10 protein-coding genes and 1 riboswitch are annotated in these 14305 nt (G+C 75.8%); of the genes, 4 read left to right on the top strand and 6 right to left on the bottom strand.

Going from position 1 to position 14305, the window contains the following annotated elements:
* Positions 1 to 42: 42 nt before the first annotated feature.
* Complete coding sequence (gene lnt, locus ACZ3J7_RS29745) at positions 43 to 1617, bottom strand: apolipoprotein N-acyltransferase (RefSeq protein WP_465626391.1); 1575 nt, start codon at positions 1615 to 1617, stop codon at positions 43 to 45.
* A gap of 190 nt (positions 1618 to 1807) precedes the next feature.
* Entirely contained in the window at positions 1808 to 5416 is a 3609-nt protein-coding gene (gene cobN, locus ACZ3J7_RS29740) for a cobaltochelatase subunit CobN (protein WP_465626390.1), read from the bottom strand.
* 279 nt (positions 5417 to 5695) lie between these two features.
* Positions 5696 to 5760, bottom strand: a riboswitch (cobalamin riboswitch).
* Between the two features lie 281 nt (positions 5761 to 6041).
* Between cobN and ACZ3J7_RS29735 the strand changes: the two genes are divergently transcribed.
* The 3 genes from ACZ3J7_RS29735 to ACZ3J7_RS29725 are packed head-to-tail and all read left to right on the top strand — an operon-like array spanning position 6042 to position 9609.
* Positions 6042 to 7388: a hypothetical protein gene (locus ACZ3J7_RS29735; protein WP_465626388.1), complete on the top strand. Its 1347-nt coding sequence runs from the start codon at positions 6042 to 6044 to the stop codon at positions 7386 to 7388.
* The gene (locus ACZ3J7_RS29730) at positions 7385 to 8011 is read left to right on the top strand and encodes a precorrin-8X methylmutase (protein ID WP_014139538.1); all 627 of its coding nucleotides are present in this window, start codon (positions 7385 to 7387) and stop codon (positions 8009 to 8011) included. Before ACZ3J7_RS29735 ends, ACZ3J7_RS29730 begins: the two co-directional genes overlap by 4 nt.
* A complete protein-coding gene (locus ACZ3J7_RS29725; protein ID WP_465626385.1) occupies positions 8008 to 9609 on the top strand; it encodes a precorrin-2 C(20)-methyltransferase in 1602 nt (533 codons plus the stop codon). Before ACZ3J7_RS29730 ends, ACZ3J7_RS29725 begins: the two co-directional genes overlap by 4 nt.
* 19 nt (positions 9610 to 9628) lie before the next feature.
* Here the strand turns inward: ACZ3J7_RS29725 and ACZ3J7_RS29720 are convergent, their stop codons facing one another.
* Positions 9629 to 10369, bottom strand: a complete 741-nt coding sequence (locus ACZ3J7_RS29720; RefSeq protein WP_465626384.1) for a cobalt-precorrin-6A reductase — start codon at positions 10367 to 10369, stop codon at positions 9629 to 9631.
* 243 nt (positions 10370 to 10612) lie between these two features.
* Here ACZ3J7_RS29720 and ACZ3J7_RS29715 point away from each other — a divergent pair, with 243 nt between their 5' ends.
* Positions 10613 to 11701, top strand: a complete 1089-nt coding sequence (locus ACZ3J7_RS29715) for a cobalt-precorrin-5B (C(1))-methyltransferase (RefSeq protein WP_465626493.1) — start codon at positions 10613 to 10615, stop codon at positions 11699 to 11701.
* Positions 11702 to 11720: 19 nt separating this feature from the next.
* On the opposite strand, the gene ACZ3J7_RS29710 is transcribed toward ACZ3J7_RS29715, so the two are convergent.
* The 3 genes from ACZ3J7_RS29710 to ACZ3J7_RS29700 all read right to left on the bottom strand — a co-directional run bounded on the left by ACZ3J7_RS29710 (position 11721) and on the right by ACZ3J7_RS29700 (position 14121).
* Complete coding sequence (locus tag ACZ3J7_RS29710) at positions 11721 to 12131, bottom strand: RidA family protein (RefSeq protein ID WP_285733029.1); 411 nt, start codon at positions 12129 to 12131, stop codon at positions 11721 to 11723.
* Between the two features lie 32 nt (positions 12132 to 12163).
* Positions 12164 to 12922: an IclR family transcriptional regulator gene (locus tag ACZ3J7_RS29705; protein WP_465626382.1), complete on the bottom strand. Its 759-nt coding sequence runs from the start codon at positions 12920 to 12922 to the stop codon at positions 12164 to 12166.
* Between the two features lie 137 nt (positions 12923 to 13059).
* Positions 13060 to 14121, bottom strand: coding sequence for a sugar kinase (locus ACZ3J7_RS29700; RefSeq protein WP_465626380.1), 1062 nt, complete (start codon positions 14119 to 14121; stop codon positions 13060 to 13062).
* Positions 14122 to 14305: the final 184 nt, after the last annotated feature.

Below are 14305 nucleotides of genomic sequence, written 5' to 3'. Positions count from 1 at the left end.
GGGGCCCAGGCCCGGCCCGGGGGCTCAAGCCCGACACGGAGCTCAGACCCGGGACGGCGGCACGTCCGCCGGCGGCACGTCGGTCGGCGCCGGGGCGGCCGGCGGCCCCGGGCGGCGCCGCTCGCGCAGCGCGGGGGCCGCCGCCGTCGCGAGCGCCGCCAGCACCACCGCCAGCGCGCCCAGCGGCACCCAGTCGCCCAGCCGCACGTACCAGGTCCGCGCCGCCGGGTCGGCCAGCGCCAGGCGGGCCGTCACCGCGCCCGTCTCGTCGGTGCCCAGCCGGACCAGCCGCCGCCCCTGCGCGTCGTATGCCACCGACTCGCCGGTCAGCGCCGCCTGCACCACCGGCCGGCCGGTCTCGGCCGCCCGCAGCGCGCCCAGCGAGGCGTGCTGGGCCGGCGCCCAAGTGGACTGGAAGGTCGAGGTCGCCGACTGGTAGACGATCAGCGCGGCGCCCTGCCGGGCCGCGGTGCGCGACATGTCGGGGAACGCCGACTCGAAGCAGACCAGCGCCCCCACCGGCAGCGCCCGCCCGTCCCGGTCGACCACCGGCAGCAGGTGCACCGAGCTGCCCGGCGCCCGGTTCTCGCCCGCCGCCGCGCTCACCCCCGCGATCCAGCCCAGCAGCGGGCGCAGCGGGATGTACTCGCCGAACGGCACCAGCCGGATCTTCCGGTAGCGCGCCAGCACGCCCGAACCGTCCACCAGCACCGCGTCCTTGGAGATCCGCCCGTCGGCCTTCCGGGCGTCCTCGCCGACCAGCAGCTGCGCCCCGGTCAGGCGGGACAGCGCGGCCAGCCGGGCCATCGTCTCCGGCCGGCGGTCCAGGTCCTCGGTGGTGGAGCTCTCGCCCCAGACGACCAGGTCCGTCGGGCGGCCCGCCAGCGAACGGGTGATCCGCACGTTCGCCTCCAGCCGGGCCTGCTCGTCCGGGGTCGAACCGGCCTGCACCAGCGCCACCGACGCCGAGCCCGAGGTCGCCGGGGCGGCCTGCGCGGCGAACGCCAGCGGCCCCGCCAGGACGGAGGCCAGCGCCGTCGCCCCCGCCAGCGCGCGCACCCGCGGCACGTGGGCGCAGAGCAGCACCGCCAGCGCCGTGTTCACCGCGACCAGTGCCCAACTCACCAGCCACACACCGCCGATCGACGCCAGTCCGAGCACCGCCGGGTGCTCCCACTGGGTCGCGCCGAACAGCGCCCACGGTCCGCCCAGCGCGTTCCAGGAGCGCGCGTACTCGGCGCACACCCACACCGCGGGCAGCACCGCCAGCGCCGCCGCCGCGCGGCGCAGCGTCGGCTCGCCGCGCAGCAGCCACCACGCGGCCAGGCCGAACGGCGCCTGCAGGACGCCGAACAGCACCGCCAGCACCGGCAGGGCCGGACCGATCGACGGGATCAGCCAGTACATCCCGGTGAGGATGAACCCGGCGCCGAACCACCAGCCGCGCACCGCCGCCTCGCGCGCTCCGCCCGCCGCCCGCATCAGCAGCAGCCCCGGCACCAGCGCGGCCCAGGCCAGCCAGGCCAGGCCGGCGCCGGGGAAGGTCAGCACGGGCAGCGCACCCGAGGCCAGCGCGCCGTAGCGGGCCGGTCGGGTCAGGGCGGTTCGCAGGTTCATGCGGAGATTGTCCGCCCGAGCGGGCCGGAAGGCACCCCTATACGATCATCGGCATGTCACGGTCACCGAAGGTTCGAACCGGGTTGCCCCCGGGTTCGGACGGTCGGTCTCCGCACCGTCCCGAGGGCGGCCCGCCCCCCGGCCCGGTCCCGAGCCCGGGACCGGGGAAGCCGTTCGTGTGGGGACGGTCTCACTCCCCTTCGAGGTCGCCCTCCGTCTCCAGCAGCACCTGCCGCAACTCGTCCAGCAGCGCCGCGTCCGGCTCCGCCCACAGGCCGCGCCCGGCGGCCTCCAGCAGGCGCTCGGCGATGCCGTGCAGGGCCCACGGGTTGGCGCCCGCGAAGAACTCCCGGTTGACCGGGTCGAGCACGTACTCCTGGGTCAGCTTCTCGTACATCCAGTCCGCGACCACGCCCGTGGTGGCGTCGTAGCCGAACAGGTAGTCGACGGTCGCGGCCATCTCGAACGCGCCCTTGTAGCCGTGCCGGCGCATCGCCTCCAACCAGCGCGGGTTGACCACCCGGGCCCGGAAGACCCGGGCCGCCTCCTCGGTCAGGGTGCGGGTGCGCACGGTCTCCGGCCGGGTCGAGTCGCCGATGTACGCGGCCGGGCTGGCCCCGGTCAGCGCCCGCACGGTCGCCACCATGCCGCCGTGGTACTGGAAGTAGTCGTCCGAGTCGGCGATGTCGTGCTCACGGGTGTCGGTGTTCTTCGCCGCCACCGTGATCCGCCGGTACGCGCTCTCCATCTCCTCGCGCGCCGGCCGCCCGTCCAGGCCCCGCCCGTACGCGTAACCGCCCCACACCGTGTACACCTCGGCCAGGTCGGCGTCGGTGCGCCAGTCCCGGCTGTCGATCAGCTGCAGCAGGCCCGCCCCGTACGTGCCCGGCCGGGAGCCGAACACCCGCACCGTGGCCCGCCGTTCGTCACCGTGCTCGGCCAGGTCGGCCTGCACGTGGGCCCGGACGAAGTTCTGCTCGGCCGACTCCTCCTGGCGGGCCGCCAGCCGCACCGCGTCGTCCAGCAGCGCCACCACGTGCGGGAAGGCGTCCCGGAAGAAACCCGAGATGCGCAGCGTCACGTCGATCCGCGGCCGCCCCAACTCCTCCACCGGGACGGCCTCCAGGCCGGTCACCCGGCGCGAGGCGTCGTCCCACACCGGGCGCACGCCGAGCAGCGCGAACGCCTCGGCGATGTCGTCGCCCGCCGTGCGCATCGCCGACGTGCCCCAGAGCGAGAGACCCACGGACGGCGGGAACTGCCCGTCGTTGTCGGCCCGGTAGCGCTCCACCAGCGACGCCGCCAGCGCCTGCCCGGTCTCCCAGGCCAGCCGGGACGGGACGGCCTTCGGGTCCACCGAGTAGAAGTTCCGGCCGGTGGGAAGGACGTTGACCAGCCCGCGCAGCGGCGAACCCGACGGCCCGGCCGGCACGAAACCGCCCTGCAGCGCGTGCAGCACCGCGTCCAACTCGTCGGTGGTGGCCGACAGTCGGGGCACCAGCTGGGTCGCGGCGAAGCCCAGCACGTCCGCGACGGCGGCCGGCAGGCCCTCGGTGACCTTCGCCACCGCCGCCGGGTTCCAGTCCTCCGCCTCCATCGCCTCGACCAGCGAACGGGCCCGCGCCTCGGCCGCGTCCGTCGCCCCCAGCGTCAGCGCCGACTCGTCCAGCCCCAGCGCCTCGCGCAGGCCCGGCAGCGCGCTCACCCCGCCCCAGATCTGCCGCGCCCGCAGGATCGACAGCACGATGTTGACCCGGTCGGTGCCCGCCGGGGCCTGCCCCAGCACGTGCAGGCCGTCCCGGATCTGCGCGTCCTTCACCTCGCACAGCCAACCGTCCACGTGCAGCAGGAAGTCGTCGAAGCCGTCGTCCTCCGGCCGCTCCGCCAACCCCAGGTCGTGGTCCAGCTTCGCCGCCTGGATCAGCGTCCAGATCTGCGCCCGGATCGCCGGCAGCTTCGCCGGGTCCATCGCCGCGATGTTCGAGTGCTCGTCGAGGAGCTGCTCCAGCCGGGCGATGTCCCCGTACGAGTCGGCGCGCGCCATCGGCGGCACCAGGTGGTCGACCAGCGTCGCGTGCGCCCGGCGCTTGGCCTGGGTGCCCTCGCCCGGGTCGTTCACCAGGAACGGGTAGACCAGCGGCAGGTCACCGAGCACCGCGTCCGGGCCGCACTCCGCCGACAGCGCCGCCGTCTTGCCCGGCAGCCACTCCAGGTTGCCGTGCTTGCCCAGGTGTACCACCGCGTGCGCGCCGAAACCGCCGTCCGCGCGGTCCGCCGCGATCCACCGGTACGCCGCCAGGTAGTGGTGGCTGGGCGGCAGGTCGGGGTCGTGGTAGATCGCCACCGGGTTCTCGCCGAACCCGCGCGGCGGCTGGATCAGCACCAGCAGGTTCCCGGAGCGGATCCCCGCCAGCACGATGTCGCCGTCCGGGTTCCGCGACCGGTCCACGTACAACTCGCCCGGCGCCGGACCCCAGTGCTCCTCGACCCGCTCGCGCAGCGCCGCCGGCAGCGTCGCGTACCAGCGCCGGTAGTCGGCCGCCGGGATGCGCACCGGGTTGCGGGAGAGCTGCTCCTCGGTCAGCCAGGCCTGGTCGTAGCCGCCCGCGTCGATCAGCGCGTGGATCAGCGCGTCGCCCTCGTGCCCCGAGTCCCGGTCGGTGTCCAGGCCGGGCAGGCCGTCGCCCAGGTCCATGCCCTCCGCGCGCAGCCGCTCCAACAGCCGGATCGCCGACGCCGGGGTGTCCAGGCCCACCGCGTTGCCCACCCGCGCGTGCTTGGTCGGATAGGCGGACAGCACCAGCGCGAGGCGGCGCTCGGCCGCCGGCGTGTGCCGCAACCGGGCGTGCCGCACCGCGATGCCCGCCACCCGCGCCGCCCGCTCCGGGTCCGCCGCGTACACCGTCAACCCGTCCTCGTCGACCTCCTTGAACGAGAACGGCACCGTGATCAGCCGCCCGTCGAACTCCGGCACCGCGACCTGCGTCGCCGTGTCCAACGGCGACAGGCCGTCGTCACTGCCCTCCCACTGCGCCCGCGACCAGGTCAGGCACAGCGCCTGCAGGATCGGACGGTCCAACGCCGCCAACGCCCCCGCGTCCCACGCCTCCTCGTCCCCGCCCGCCTGCGCGTCCGCCGGCCGGGTACCGCCCGCCGCCAGCACCGTCGTCACGATCGCGTCCGCCGCGCCCAGCTCCGCCAGCAGCTCCGGCTCGGCCCCGCGCAGCGACGCGCAGAAGTACGCCCGCGCCCGGGCACCCTGGTCCTCCACCGCCCGGCACAGCGTCTCCACGAACGCCGTGTTGCCGCTCATGTGGTGCGCCCGGTAGTACAGCACCGCGACGACCGGCCCCTCGGACGTGCGCGCCGCCCGCTCCAGCGGACCCCACGCGGGCGCCGACGCCGGGGGCGCGAAACCGTGCCCGGTCAGCAGCACCGTGTCCGACAGGAACGCGCCCAGCTCCGCCAGGTTCGCCGGACCACCGTGCGCCAGGTACGCGTGCGCCTCCGCCGCGATGCCCGCCGGGACGGTCGACAGCTCCATCAGCTGCGCGTCCGGCGCCTGCTCGCCGGTCAGCACCACCACCGGGCGCGGACCCGCCAGCAGCGCGTCCAACCCCTCCTGCCAGGCCCGGCGCCCGCCCAGCAGTCGCACCACCACCAGCTCCACCCCGTCCAGCAGCGCGGGCAGCTCCTCCGGCGACAACCGGGACGGGTTCGCCCAGCGGAACGGCACCGGGCCGTCCGCCGCCCGGGCGCTCAGCAGGTCGGTGTCGGACGTCGACAGCAGCAGGATCATGCGGAAGCCCTCCCGGGCGTCTCGGACGGCACGGGGCGGGCGGACGGTGCGAAGCAGGCGGACGGTGCGAAGCGGGCGGGCGCTGCGGAGCCGACGGGCGCCGCGAGGCGGACGGACCGCGCGAGGCGGGCCGGCCGTACGGGACGTGCGGACGGCGCGGAACGGACGGCAGGGGACGGCCCGGCGACGGCGGGCACCCGCCGGGGCACGGACGTGCGGCAGCGCATGGAACAGCCTTCCTCGGGGTCCTCGCCCCGGGCGGTGGAGGACGGCCGGAGTTCCTGGCTCCCACGGCTCACTGAGCCGCGGTCACAGTGGCGGGACCGCACCGGATTCGCACCGGACTTCCTCCGCTGTGCCGTCGCTGGCAGCGGACGCCCCGAGAGGCGCCCGCCAGCATCGTACGGGGTGATCGGCCCGCGGGGGAGTGTGACCTGTGACGCTGACCGAAACCCGACCACCCGCGCCCCGCGAATCCGGCCCGCACCGCCCCGCGACCACCCCCGCAACCGGCCCGCACCGCGCTGAGCTGCGCAATCGCGCCACGGCGGCCCCGGGGGAGCACCGCCCCGGTGTGACGGACGAGGCGGTGGCGCGGACGCGCCCGATGGGTATGCTCGCCGCCATGCCACCCACACCCGACGCCGCCCAGGCACCCTCCGTCGGGCCCGACCGAGGCCGCGCCGACGCCTGCCCCGGCGCGCTCCGCCTGCACTCCGCCGAGGACGGACACCTCGCCCGACTCCGCCTTCCCGGCGGACAGTTGACGTACCGTCAGCTGCACGCGATCGCCGACGCCGCCGACGCCCTCGGCGACGGCGGAATCGAGATCACCTCCCGCGGCAACGCCCAGCTGCGCGGCCTGACCGCCGACTGCGCCGCCGACCTCGCCGAACGCCTGCGCGCCGTCGGCCTGTTGCCCTCCGACACGCACGAACGCGTCCGCAACATCGTCGCCTCCCCACTGGCCGGCCTCGACGGACACGGCGCCGGAGGAGAACAGGTCACCACCTGGGTGCGGGAGTTGGACCAGGCACTCTGCGCCGCGCCGTGGGCCGCCGCACTCTCCGGCAAGTTCCTGTTCGCCCTCGACGACGGCCGCGGCGACGTCGCCGCCCTCGACGCCGATGTGACCTTGATCGCAGTCGGCGGCGGCCGCGCCCTGCTCCGCCACGGCCGCGCCCACCGCGCCACCGCCGTCGACACCCCCGTAGCCGCCGCCCTCGACGCCGCCCGCCGCATCCTCGACCTCGCCGCCGGACGCGCCTGGCACGCCCGCGAGATCCAGCGCCAACTCCCCGAGGGCGACACCCCGCTGCCACCCTTCGCCGGCGAACGAATAGTGCTGGGCGCGATCACCGGCAGTCCCGCGAGCGTGAGTAGTCCCGCCGGCGCCGGTGGCGCACCCGCCGGCGCCCTCTCCGTCGCCCCGCGCCTCGGCCGCGCGAGCAGCGCCCAGTGGCGGCTGCTCGCCGAAGCCCTCGGCGAGACCTCCCCGCACGCCGCCCGGCTCACCCCCTGGCGCGGCGTCGTCCTGCCGCACACCGACCCCGCCTGGCTGCCGCGCCTCGCCGCCGCCGGGTTCCGCACCACCCCCGGCGGCCCCTGGGAGGGCGTCACCGCCTGCACCGGCCTGCCCGGCTGCGCGAAGTCCCACGCCGACGTCCGCGCCCAGGCCGCCGAGGCCGTCGCCGCCGCACCCGCCATCGGACTCCCCGTCCACTGGTCCGGCTGTGAGCGCCGCTGCGGACACCCCGCCGGCCGCTGGGTCGACGTCCTGGCCACCCCGACCGGGCACCGCGTCACGGTCGACGGCACCACCCGCGACACCGAACCGCACGAGACCGCCGAGGCGGTCGCCGAAGCCCGTAGCGCCCAGAGCCCCCCTGCCCAGCGCCCCCCTGTCCAGAGTTCCACCGTCCAGAGCTCCACCGTCCAGAGTTCCACCGTCCAACGCCGGAGGCCCGAATGATCGAGTACGAGAAGGACGGCGCGGCCATCTACCGCCAGTCCTTCGCCACCATCCGGGCCGAGGCGAACCTCGCCCATCTGCCCGCCGACGTCGCCCGGGTCGCCGTCCGGATGATCCACGCCTGCGGCATGACCGACCTGGTCGACGACCTGCTCTGGTCGCCGAACGCCGTGGCCGACGCCCGCCGCGCCCTGCTGGCCGGCGCGCCGATCCTGTGCGACGTCAACATGGTCGCCAGCGGCGTGACCCGCAAGCGGCTGCCCGCCGACAACGAGGTGCTCTGCACCCTCACCGACCCCGCTGTGCCCGAACTCGCCCGCGCCATGGGCACCACCCGCAGCGCCGCCGCGATGGAACTCTGGCTGCCCCGCCTCGAAGGCGCCGTCGTCGCCGTCGGCAACGCCCCCACCTCGCTGTTCCGCCTGCTGGAGATGATCGAGGCCGGCGCCCCCCGCCCCGCCGCCGTCATCGGCGTCCCGGTCGGCTTCATCGGCGCCGCCGAGTCCAAGCAGGCCCTCGCCGAGCACCCCGCCGCCCTGGAACACCTGGTCGTCCGCGGCCGCCGAGGCGGCAGCGCCATCGCCGCCGCCGCCATTAACGCGATTGCGAGCGAAGAAGAATGACGGACCGTCAGAACACCGGCAAGCTGTACGGGGTGGGCGTCGGACCGGGCGACCCGTCGCTGCTCACCGTCCGCGCCGCCGAACTCATCGGCAAGGCCGACGTCATCGCCTACCACTGCGCCCGGCACGGCCGCTCGCACGCCCGGGCCATCGCCGAGCGGTACCTCACGGGCGGCCAGCTCGAAGAGCGGCTGATGTACCCCGTCACCGTGGAGACCACCGACCACCCCGGCGGCTACCGCGGCGCGCTCGACGACTTCTACCAGGAGGCCTCCGCCCGGCTCGCCGCCCACCTCGACGCCGGACGCGACGTCGTCGTCCTCGCCGAGGGCGACCCGCTGTTCTACGGCTCCTACCAGCACATGCACAAGCGCCTCGCGCACCGCTACCCCACCGAGGTCGTCCCCGGCGTCACCTCGATCAGCGCCGCCGCCGCCCGCCTCGGCACCCCGCTGGTCGAAGCCGAGGAAGTCCTCACCGTCATCCCCGGCACCCTCCCCGAGGAGGAGCTCACCGCCCGCCTCGCCGCCACCGACTCCGCCGTCGTGATGAAGCTCGGCCGCACCTTCCCGGCCGTCCGCCGCGCCCTGGAACGGGCCGGCCGGCTGGACGAGGCCCGGTACGTCGAACGCGCCACCATGGACGGCGAGCGCACCGGGCGGCTGGCCGACGTCGACCCCGACAGCGTCCCGTACTTCTCCGTCGCCGTGCTGCCCAGCCGGGTCGCCGCGCTCGACTCCGCCGGGCAGCCCTTCGAGGCCCTGGGCGCCCGGGCGGAAGGGGATCCGGGGCAGATCGGCGAGGTCGGCGAGCCTGGTCAGGTCGGCGAGCCCGGCCAGGCCGGTCAGGTCGGTGAGGTCGTCGTGGTCGGTACCGGCCCCGCCGGGCCGCTCTGGCTCACCCCCGAGGCGCGCGGCGCCCTCGCGAACGCCACCGACCTGGTCGGTTACACCACCTACCTGGACCGGGTGCCCGTCCGCGCCGGGCAGGTCCGGCACGGCTCCGACAACAAGGTCGAAGGCGTCCGCGCCGAGTTCGCCCTGGAGCTGGCCCGCCGCGGCCGCCGGGTCGCCGTGGTCTCCTCCGGTGACCCCGGCGTCTTCGCGATGGCCACCGCCGTCCTGGAGGCCGCCTGCGCGGACCCCTACCGGGACGTGCCCGTCCGCGTCCTGCCCGGCATGACCGCCGCGCACGCCGCCGCCTCCCGGGCCGGCGCCCCGCTCGGCCACGACTACGCCGTGGTCTCGCTCTCCGACCGGCTCAAGCCCTGGGAGGTGATCGCCCGCCGGCTGCGCGCCGCCGCCGAGGCCGACCTCGTCCTCGCGCTCTACAACCCCGGTTCCAAGTCCCGCACCACCCAGGTCGGTTCGGCCCGCGACCTGCTGCTGGAGTACCGCGACCCGCAGACCCCCGTGGTGATGGCCCGGGACGTCGGCGGCCCCACCGAGCGGATCCGCACCGTCGCGCTCGCCGAACTCGACCCGGCCGAGGTCGACATGCGGACCCTGCTGCTGGTCGGCTCCACCCAGACCCAGTGGGTGCGGCGCGGCGGCGAGAGCGAAGTGGTGTGGACGCCGCGCCGCTACCCCGAGCAATAGCAGGCGAGTTGACGGACCATCAGCCCGCCAGCCGCCTGACCCAGTCGACCGCCCCGGCCACGTCCGGGGCGGTCCGCACCCCCGCCGGGGCCGGCGGGCGCTCCACCACGACCACGGGCAGGCCCAGTTCGCGGGCGGCGGTCAGCTTCGGCGCGGTCGCCGCGCTGCCGCTGTCCTTGGTCACCAGCACCTCGATGCGGTGCACGCGCAACAGCTCGCGCTCCCCGTCCAGGGTGAACGGCCCGCGCTCCAGCAGGACTTCGGTCGCCACCGGCATCGGCGGCACCGGCGCCTCCACCGAACGCGCCAGGAACACCAGGCCGTCCAGGTGCGCGAACGCCGCGATGCCCTGGCGCCCGGTGGTCAGGAACACCCGGCGGCCCAGCCCGGGCAGGGCCGCCGCGGCGGCGGCCAGGCTCGGCACCGGATGCCAGCGGTCGCCCTCCCGCGCCGTCCAGCTCGGACGGCGCAGCGCCAGCAGCGGCGTACCGGTGCCCGCGGCGGCCAGCGCCGCGTTGCGGCTGATCCGCTCGGCGAACGGGTGGGTGGCGTCCAGCAGCGCGTCCACCGCGTGCGCGCGCAGCCAGGCCGCCAGCCCCTCCGGACCGCCGAACCCGCCGATCCGGACCTCCCCGGCAGGCAGCCTCGGCTGCGCCACCCGTCCCGCCAGCGAGCTGGTCACCCGCAGCGCCGGATCGGCCACCAGCACGTCCGCCAGCCGGCGGGCCTCGCTGGTGCCGCCGAGGATCAGGACGTGCATGCGGGACTCCCGGGGCCGGTGTGATCAGGACACACCACCCTAACCGGGCGGCCGGCGGGCCCGGCGTGGGACGGTGGAGGCGAGGACGGAACGGCGAGCGGAACGGCGAGCGGAGCGGCGGGATGGCCAGCGGTGAGTGACGAAGCGGTGGGCGGTGGAGCGGTGGGCGGCAGAGCGCAGGACGCGCGAGGGCGGGGGCAGGAGCAGGCGCAGGCCGCGGGCGGCGGCGGGCGCAAGGGGCAGCTGCGCAGCAGCGGGCTGCGGCCGGGCTGGACCACCGGGGCGTGCGCGACGGCCGCCACCAAGGCGGCGTACACGGCGCTGCTCGGCGGCGGTTTCCCCGACCCGGTGACGATCACGCTGCCGAAGGGTGAGCGGCCCGCGTTCGCGCTGGCCGTGGAGGAGCTGGGCGAGGGCCGGGCCAGCGCCGGGGTGGTCAAGGACGCGGGCGACGACCCCGACGTGACGCACGGCGCACTCGTCCGCTCCACCGTCCGCCCGGGCCCGCCCGGCAGCGGCGTGGTCTTCCGGGCCGGGCCCGGCGTCGGCACGGTCACCAAGCCCGGCCTGCCGCTGCCGGTCGGCGAGCCGGCCGTCAACCCGGTGCCCCGGCAGCTGATCCGCGAGGTGGTCGCCGAAGTCGCCCGCGAGTACGGCGGATCCGGCGACGTGGAGGTGGAACTCTCCGTCGACCACGGCGAGGAGATCGCCCGGCACACCTGGAACCCGCGGCTGGGCATCCTCGGCGGCCTGTCCATCCTCGGCACCACCGGCGTCGTCGTCCCCTACTCCTGCTCGGCCTGGATCGACTCGATCCGCCGCGGCATCGACGTCGCCCGCGCCGCCGGCCGCACCCACGTCGCGGGCGCCACCGGCTCCACCTCCGAGAAGGTCGTCGTCGCCGAGTACGACCTGCCCGAGGACGCCCTGCTCGACATGGGCGACTTCGCCGGCGCCGTCCTCAAGTACCTGCGCCGGCACCCCGTTCCGCGCCTGACCGTCTGCGGCGGCTTCGCCAAGCTCTCCAAGCTCGCCGCCGGCCACCTCGACCTGCACTCCGGCCGCTCCCAGGTCGACAAGGCCCAACTCGCCGCCCTGGCCAGGGAAGGCGGCGCCGACGAAGAACTCGCCGCCCGGGTCGCCGCCGCCAACACCGCCCTGGAAGCGGTGCAGTCGTGCACGGCGGCGGGCGTCCCGCTCGGCGACCTGGTCGCCGAACGGGCCCGCGCCACCGCCCTCGACGTGCTGCTCGGCGCCCCCGTCACGGTCGACGTGATCTGCATCGACCGCGCGGGCGCCATCGTCGGCCGGGCCGCCCCGAAGGGGCCCTGAACCGGGGGCGCGAGGCCGGTCAGCCGGTGACGACGGCCTGGGCGTCGATCTCCACCAGCATCGGCTCCTGCGGGAGTTCGACGAAGACGGTGGTGCGGCAGGGCTTCACCCCGCCCGGGGCGATGTTCTCCTCGATGAACTGCGCGTACACCTCGTTCATCAGCGGGAAGTCGGCGCGCTTGGTCAGGTAGACGCGGAACATCACCACGTCCTCGATGCTCGCCCCGCCGGCCTCCACGATCGCCTTGACGTTCTCCAGCGTCCGCCGGGTCTGCGCCTTCACGTCGCCGTGGTACAGGTACTCGCCGGTCGCCGGGTCCTGCGGGCCCTGGCCGGACACCTGCAGGATCGGGCCCTTGCGCACACCCTGCGAGAACATCCACGCCGGAGCGGGCGCGCCGTCGGTACGAACCTCGATCTTGTCACTCATCTTCGGTGCTCTCCAATGGAATTGACGATGGGTCAGTGAAAACCGCCGCGCGCCGGGAGGCCCGCGTCGGTGGAGATCGCCCGGGTGCAGGCGAGCAGTTGCGGAAGCAGGTCGAGCACCTGCTCGTACGGCAGGACCACGTCCGGCACCGATATCGACGCCGCGGCCACCACCCGGCCCGAGGCGTCCCGGATCGGCGCGGCCACGCAGTTGATGAACGACTCGTGCTCGGCGTGGTCCTGCGCCCAGCCCTGCGCCGCGACCTGGTCCAGCTCGGCCAGCAGCGCCTGCGGACTGGTGATCGTGTTCGGGGTGTGCACGGTGAACTCGATGCCGTCCACCACCCGGCGCCGCTCGCCCGGCGGCAGGTCCGCCAGCAGCACCTTCGCCACCGCCGTGTTGTGCAGCGCCGCCCGCAGCCCGATCCGCGAGTACATCCGCACCGGGTGCCGCGAGTCGTACTTGTCGATGTACACCGCCTCGCCGCCCTCGTACGCGGCCAGGTGCACGGTCTGGCCGGTCGCCGCGTTCAGCTCGGCGAGGTGCGGGGCGGCGGTGCGGCGGATCGACCGCTGCTCCAGCGCGAGACTGGACAGTGCGAACAGCCCCGCGCCCAGGTGGTAGCGGTACTGGGCGTCGCGGTGGACGAAGCGCTCCTCCTCCAGGCTCTGCAGCAGCCGCAGCACGGTGGTCTTGTGCACGCCGATCAGATCGGCCAGCTGGTCCAGGGAGCGCTCGCCCTCGCCGAGTTCGGCGAGCAGGCGCAGGGCGCGGGTGACGGTCTGGCTCATGGGAGTCCCGAGGGTAGTTCGAGGGTGCCGGGAGGGGACGCTTCGCAGCGGCCGGGTTTCGGTGGACGGGTCGGGGGACGGGGGTCGTGGGCCGGGTTTCGGTGGACGGGTGGGGGACGGGGGTCGGGGGCCGGGTGTCAGCGGACGGGCGCGGGCAGGGCGGGGGAGTCGAAGCCGGCCGCGGAGACCCGGGTCGCCGCCCAGTCCCGCGCGTCGGCCGCCAGCAGCGCGGCCACCGTCCGGGCGTCCGGCAGGGTGCCGTGGTCGGTGTGCGCGGTCAGCGCGCCCGCCGCCGACAGGTGGCCCAGGCGCAGCCGCGAGCGCTGGTCCAGGCCGCGCAGGGTGCCCGCCAGGTAGCCCGCCGCGAACGCGTCGCCCGCGCCCGTCGGCTCCACCACCTCCACCCGCAGCGCCGGCTCGGTCACCGCGCCCCCGTCCCGGTCGAGCGCGGTCACCAGGTGGCCGGAGTCCTTCACCACCAGCGTCGCCGGGGAGGGGAAGCGGCGGCGCAGCTCGTCCGGGTCGCCGGTGCCGAACGCGTCCTCCGCCTCGTCCGCGCCGAGCAGCAGCACGTCCGCCGCGTCCAGCAGCTCGGGCAGCACCGCCGGGTCGCGCAGCCGCCACAGCGCCGGGCGCCAGTTCAGGTCGAAGGAGACCAGCCGGCCCGGCCGGCGGCGGGCCAGCAGCGCCCGCACCAGCGCCAGGCAGTCGTCCGACAGGGCGGGGGTGATGCCGGTCAGGTGCAGCAGCGGTGCCGCGTCCAGCAGCGCCGCCGCCGCCGGGTCCTCCAGCAGCGCGGGGGAGAGCGCGGACGCCGCCGACCCGGTGCGGTAGTAGTGCAGGCGGGAGCGGCCCGGGCCCAGGTCGTGCGGCAGGGCGGAACCGCCGGTCTCCTTCAGGTACACGCCGGTCGGCCGGTGCGGGTCGACCGCGACGGCCGACACGTCCACCCCCGCCGCCGCCAGGTCGCCGGTCAGCCGACGGCCGAACCCGTCCGCACCGACCCGGCTGATCCACGCCGTCGGCACGCCCAGTCCGGCCAGCGCCGCCGCCACGTTCGACTCGGCGCCCCCCACCGAGGGACGGAACGCGCCGACGGCCTCGAACGGCCCCGGCCGGTCCGGCAGCAGCACCGCCATCGACTCGCCCAGGCATACCGCCCGGGCACCGTTTTGGCCCGCGCCGCCGTGATCCGCCATCAAACCCGCTCCCTCACCCTCGGGCCCCTGCCCCCTGCCCCCACCGCTCGACGACCCGCGTCGACGGCCCGCGCGCCCCGGCGCTCGGCGGTGAGCCCCGGTGCTGCGTGCCTGGTGGGAGGGGTGGACGGGCCGCGTCGCGGTCCGTTGACCGCCGTCCGGCGTGAATGCTAGAACCGTATCA

This window comes from Kitasatospora sp. NPDC015121 (genome assembly GCF_055562955.1).
Note: the sequence above shows the minus strand (reverse complement) of the source record. Positions and strands in the feature narration are given on the sequence as shown.

What these genes read in the sequence shown, in the direction of transcription:
- lnt (WP_465626391.1), bottom strand. Translation starts at nt 1,617, where the DNA reads ATGAACCTGCGAACCGCCCTGACCCGACCGGCCCGCTACGGCGCGCTG.
- cobN (WP_465626390.1), bottom strand. Translation starts at nt 5,416, where the DNA reads ATGATCCTGCTGCTGTCGACGTCCGACACCGACCTGCTGAGCGCCCGG.
- ACZ3J7_RS29735 (WP_465626388.1), top strand. Translation starts at nt 6,042, where the DNA reads ATGCCACCCACACCCGACGCCGCCCAGGCACCCTCCGTCGGGCCCGAC.
- ACZ3J7_RS29730 (WP_014139538.1), top strand. Translation starts at nt 7,385, where the DNA reads ATGATCGAGTACGAGAAGGACGGCGCGGCCATCTACCGCCAGTCCTTC.
- ACZ3J7_RS29725 (WP_465626385.1), top strand. Translation starts at nt 8,008, where the DNA reads ATGACGGACCGTCAGAACACCGGCAAGCTGTACGGGGTGGGCGTCGGA.
- ACZ3J7_RS29720 (WP_465626384.1), bottom strand. Translation starts at nt 10,369, where the DNA reads ATGCACGTCCTGATCCTCGGCGGCACCAGCGAGGCCCGCCGGCTGGCG.
- ACZ3J7_RS29710 (WP_285733029.1), bottom strand. Translation starts at nt 12,131, where the DNA reads ATGAGTGACAAGATCGAGGTTCGTACCGACGGCGCGCCCGCTCCGGCG.
- ACZ3J7_RS29705 (WP_465626382.1), bottom strand. Translation starts at nt 12,922, where the DNA reads ATGAGCCAGACCGTCACCCGCGCCCTGCGCCTGCTCGCCGAACTCGGC.
- ACZ3J7_RS29700 (WP_465626380.1), bottom strand. Translation starts at nt 14,121, where the DNA reads ATGGCGGATCACGGCGGCGCGGGCCAAAACGGTGCCCGGGCGGTATGC.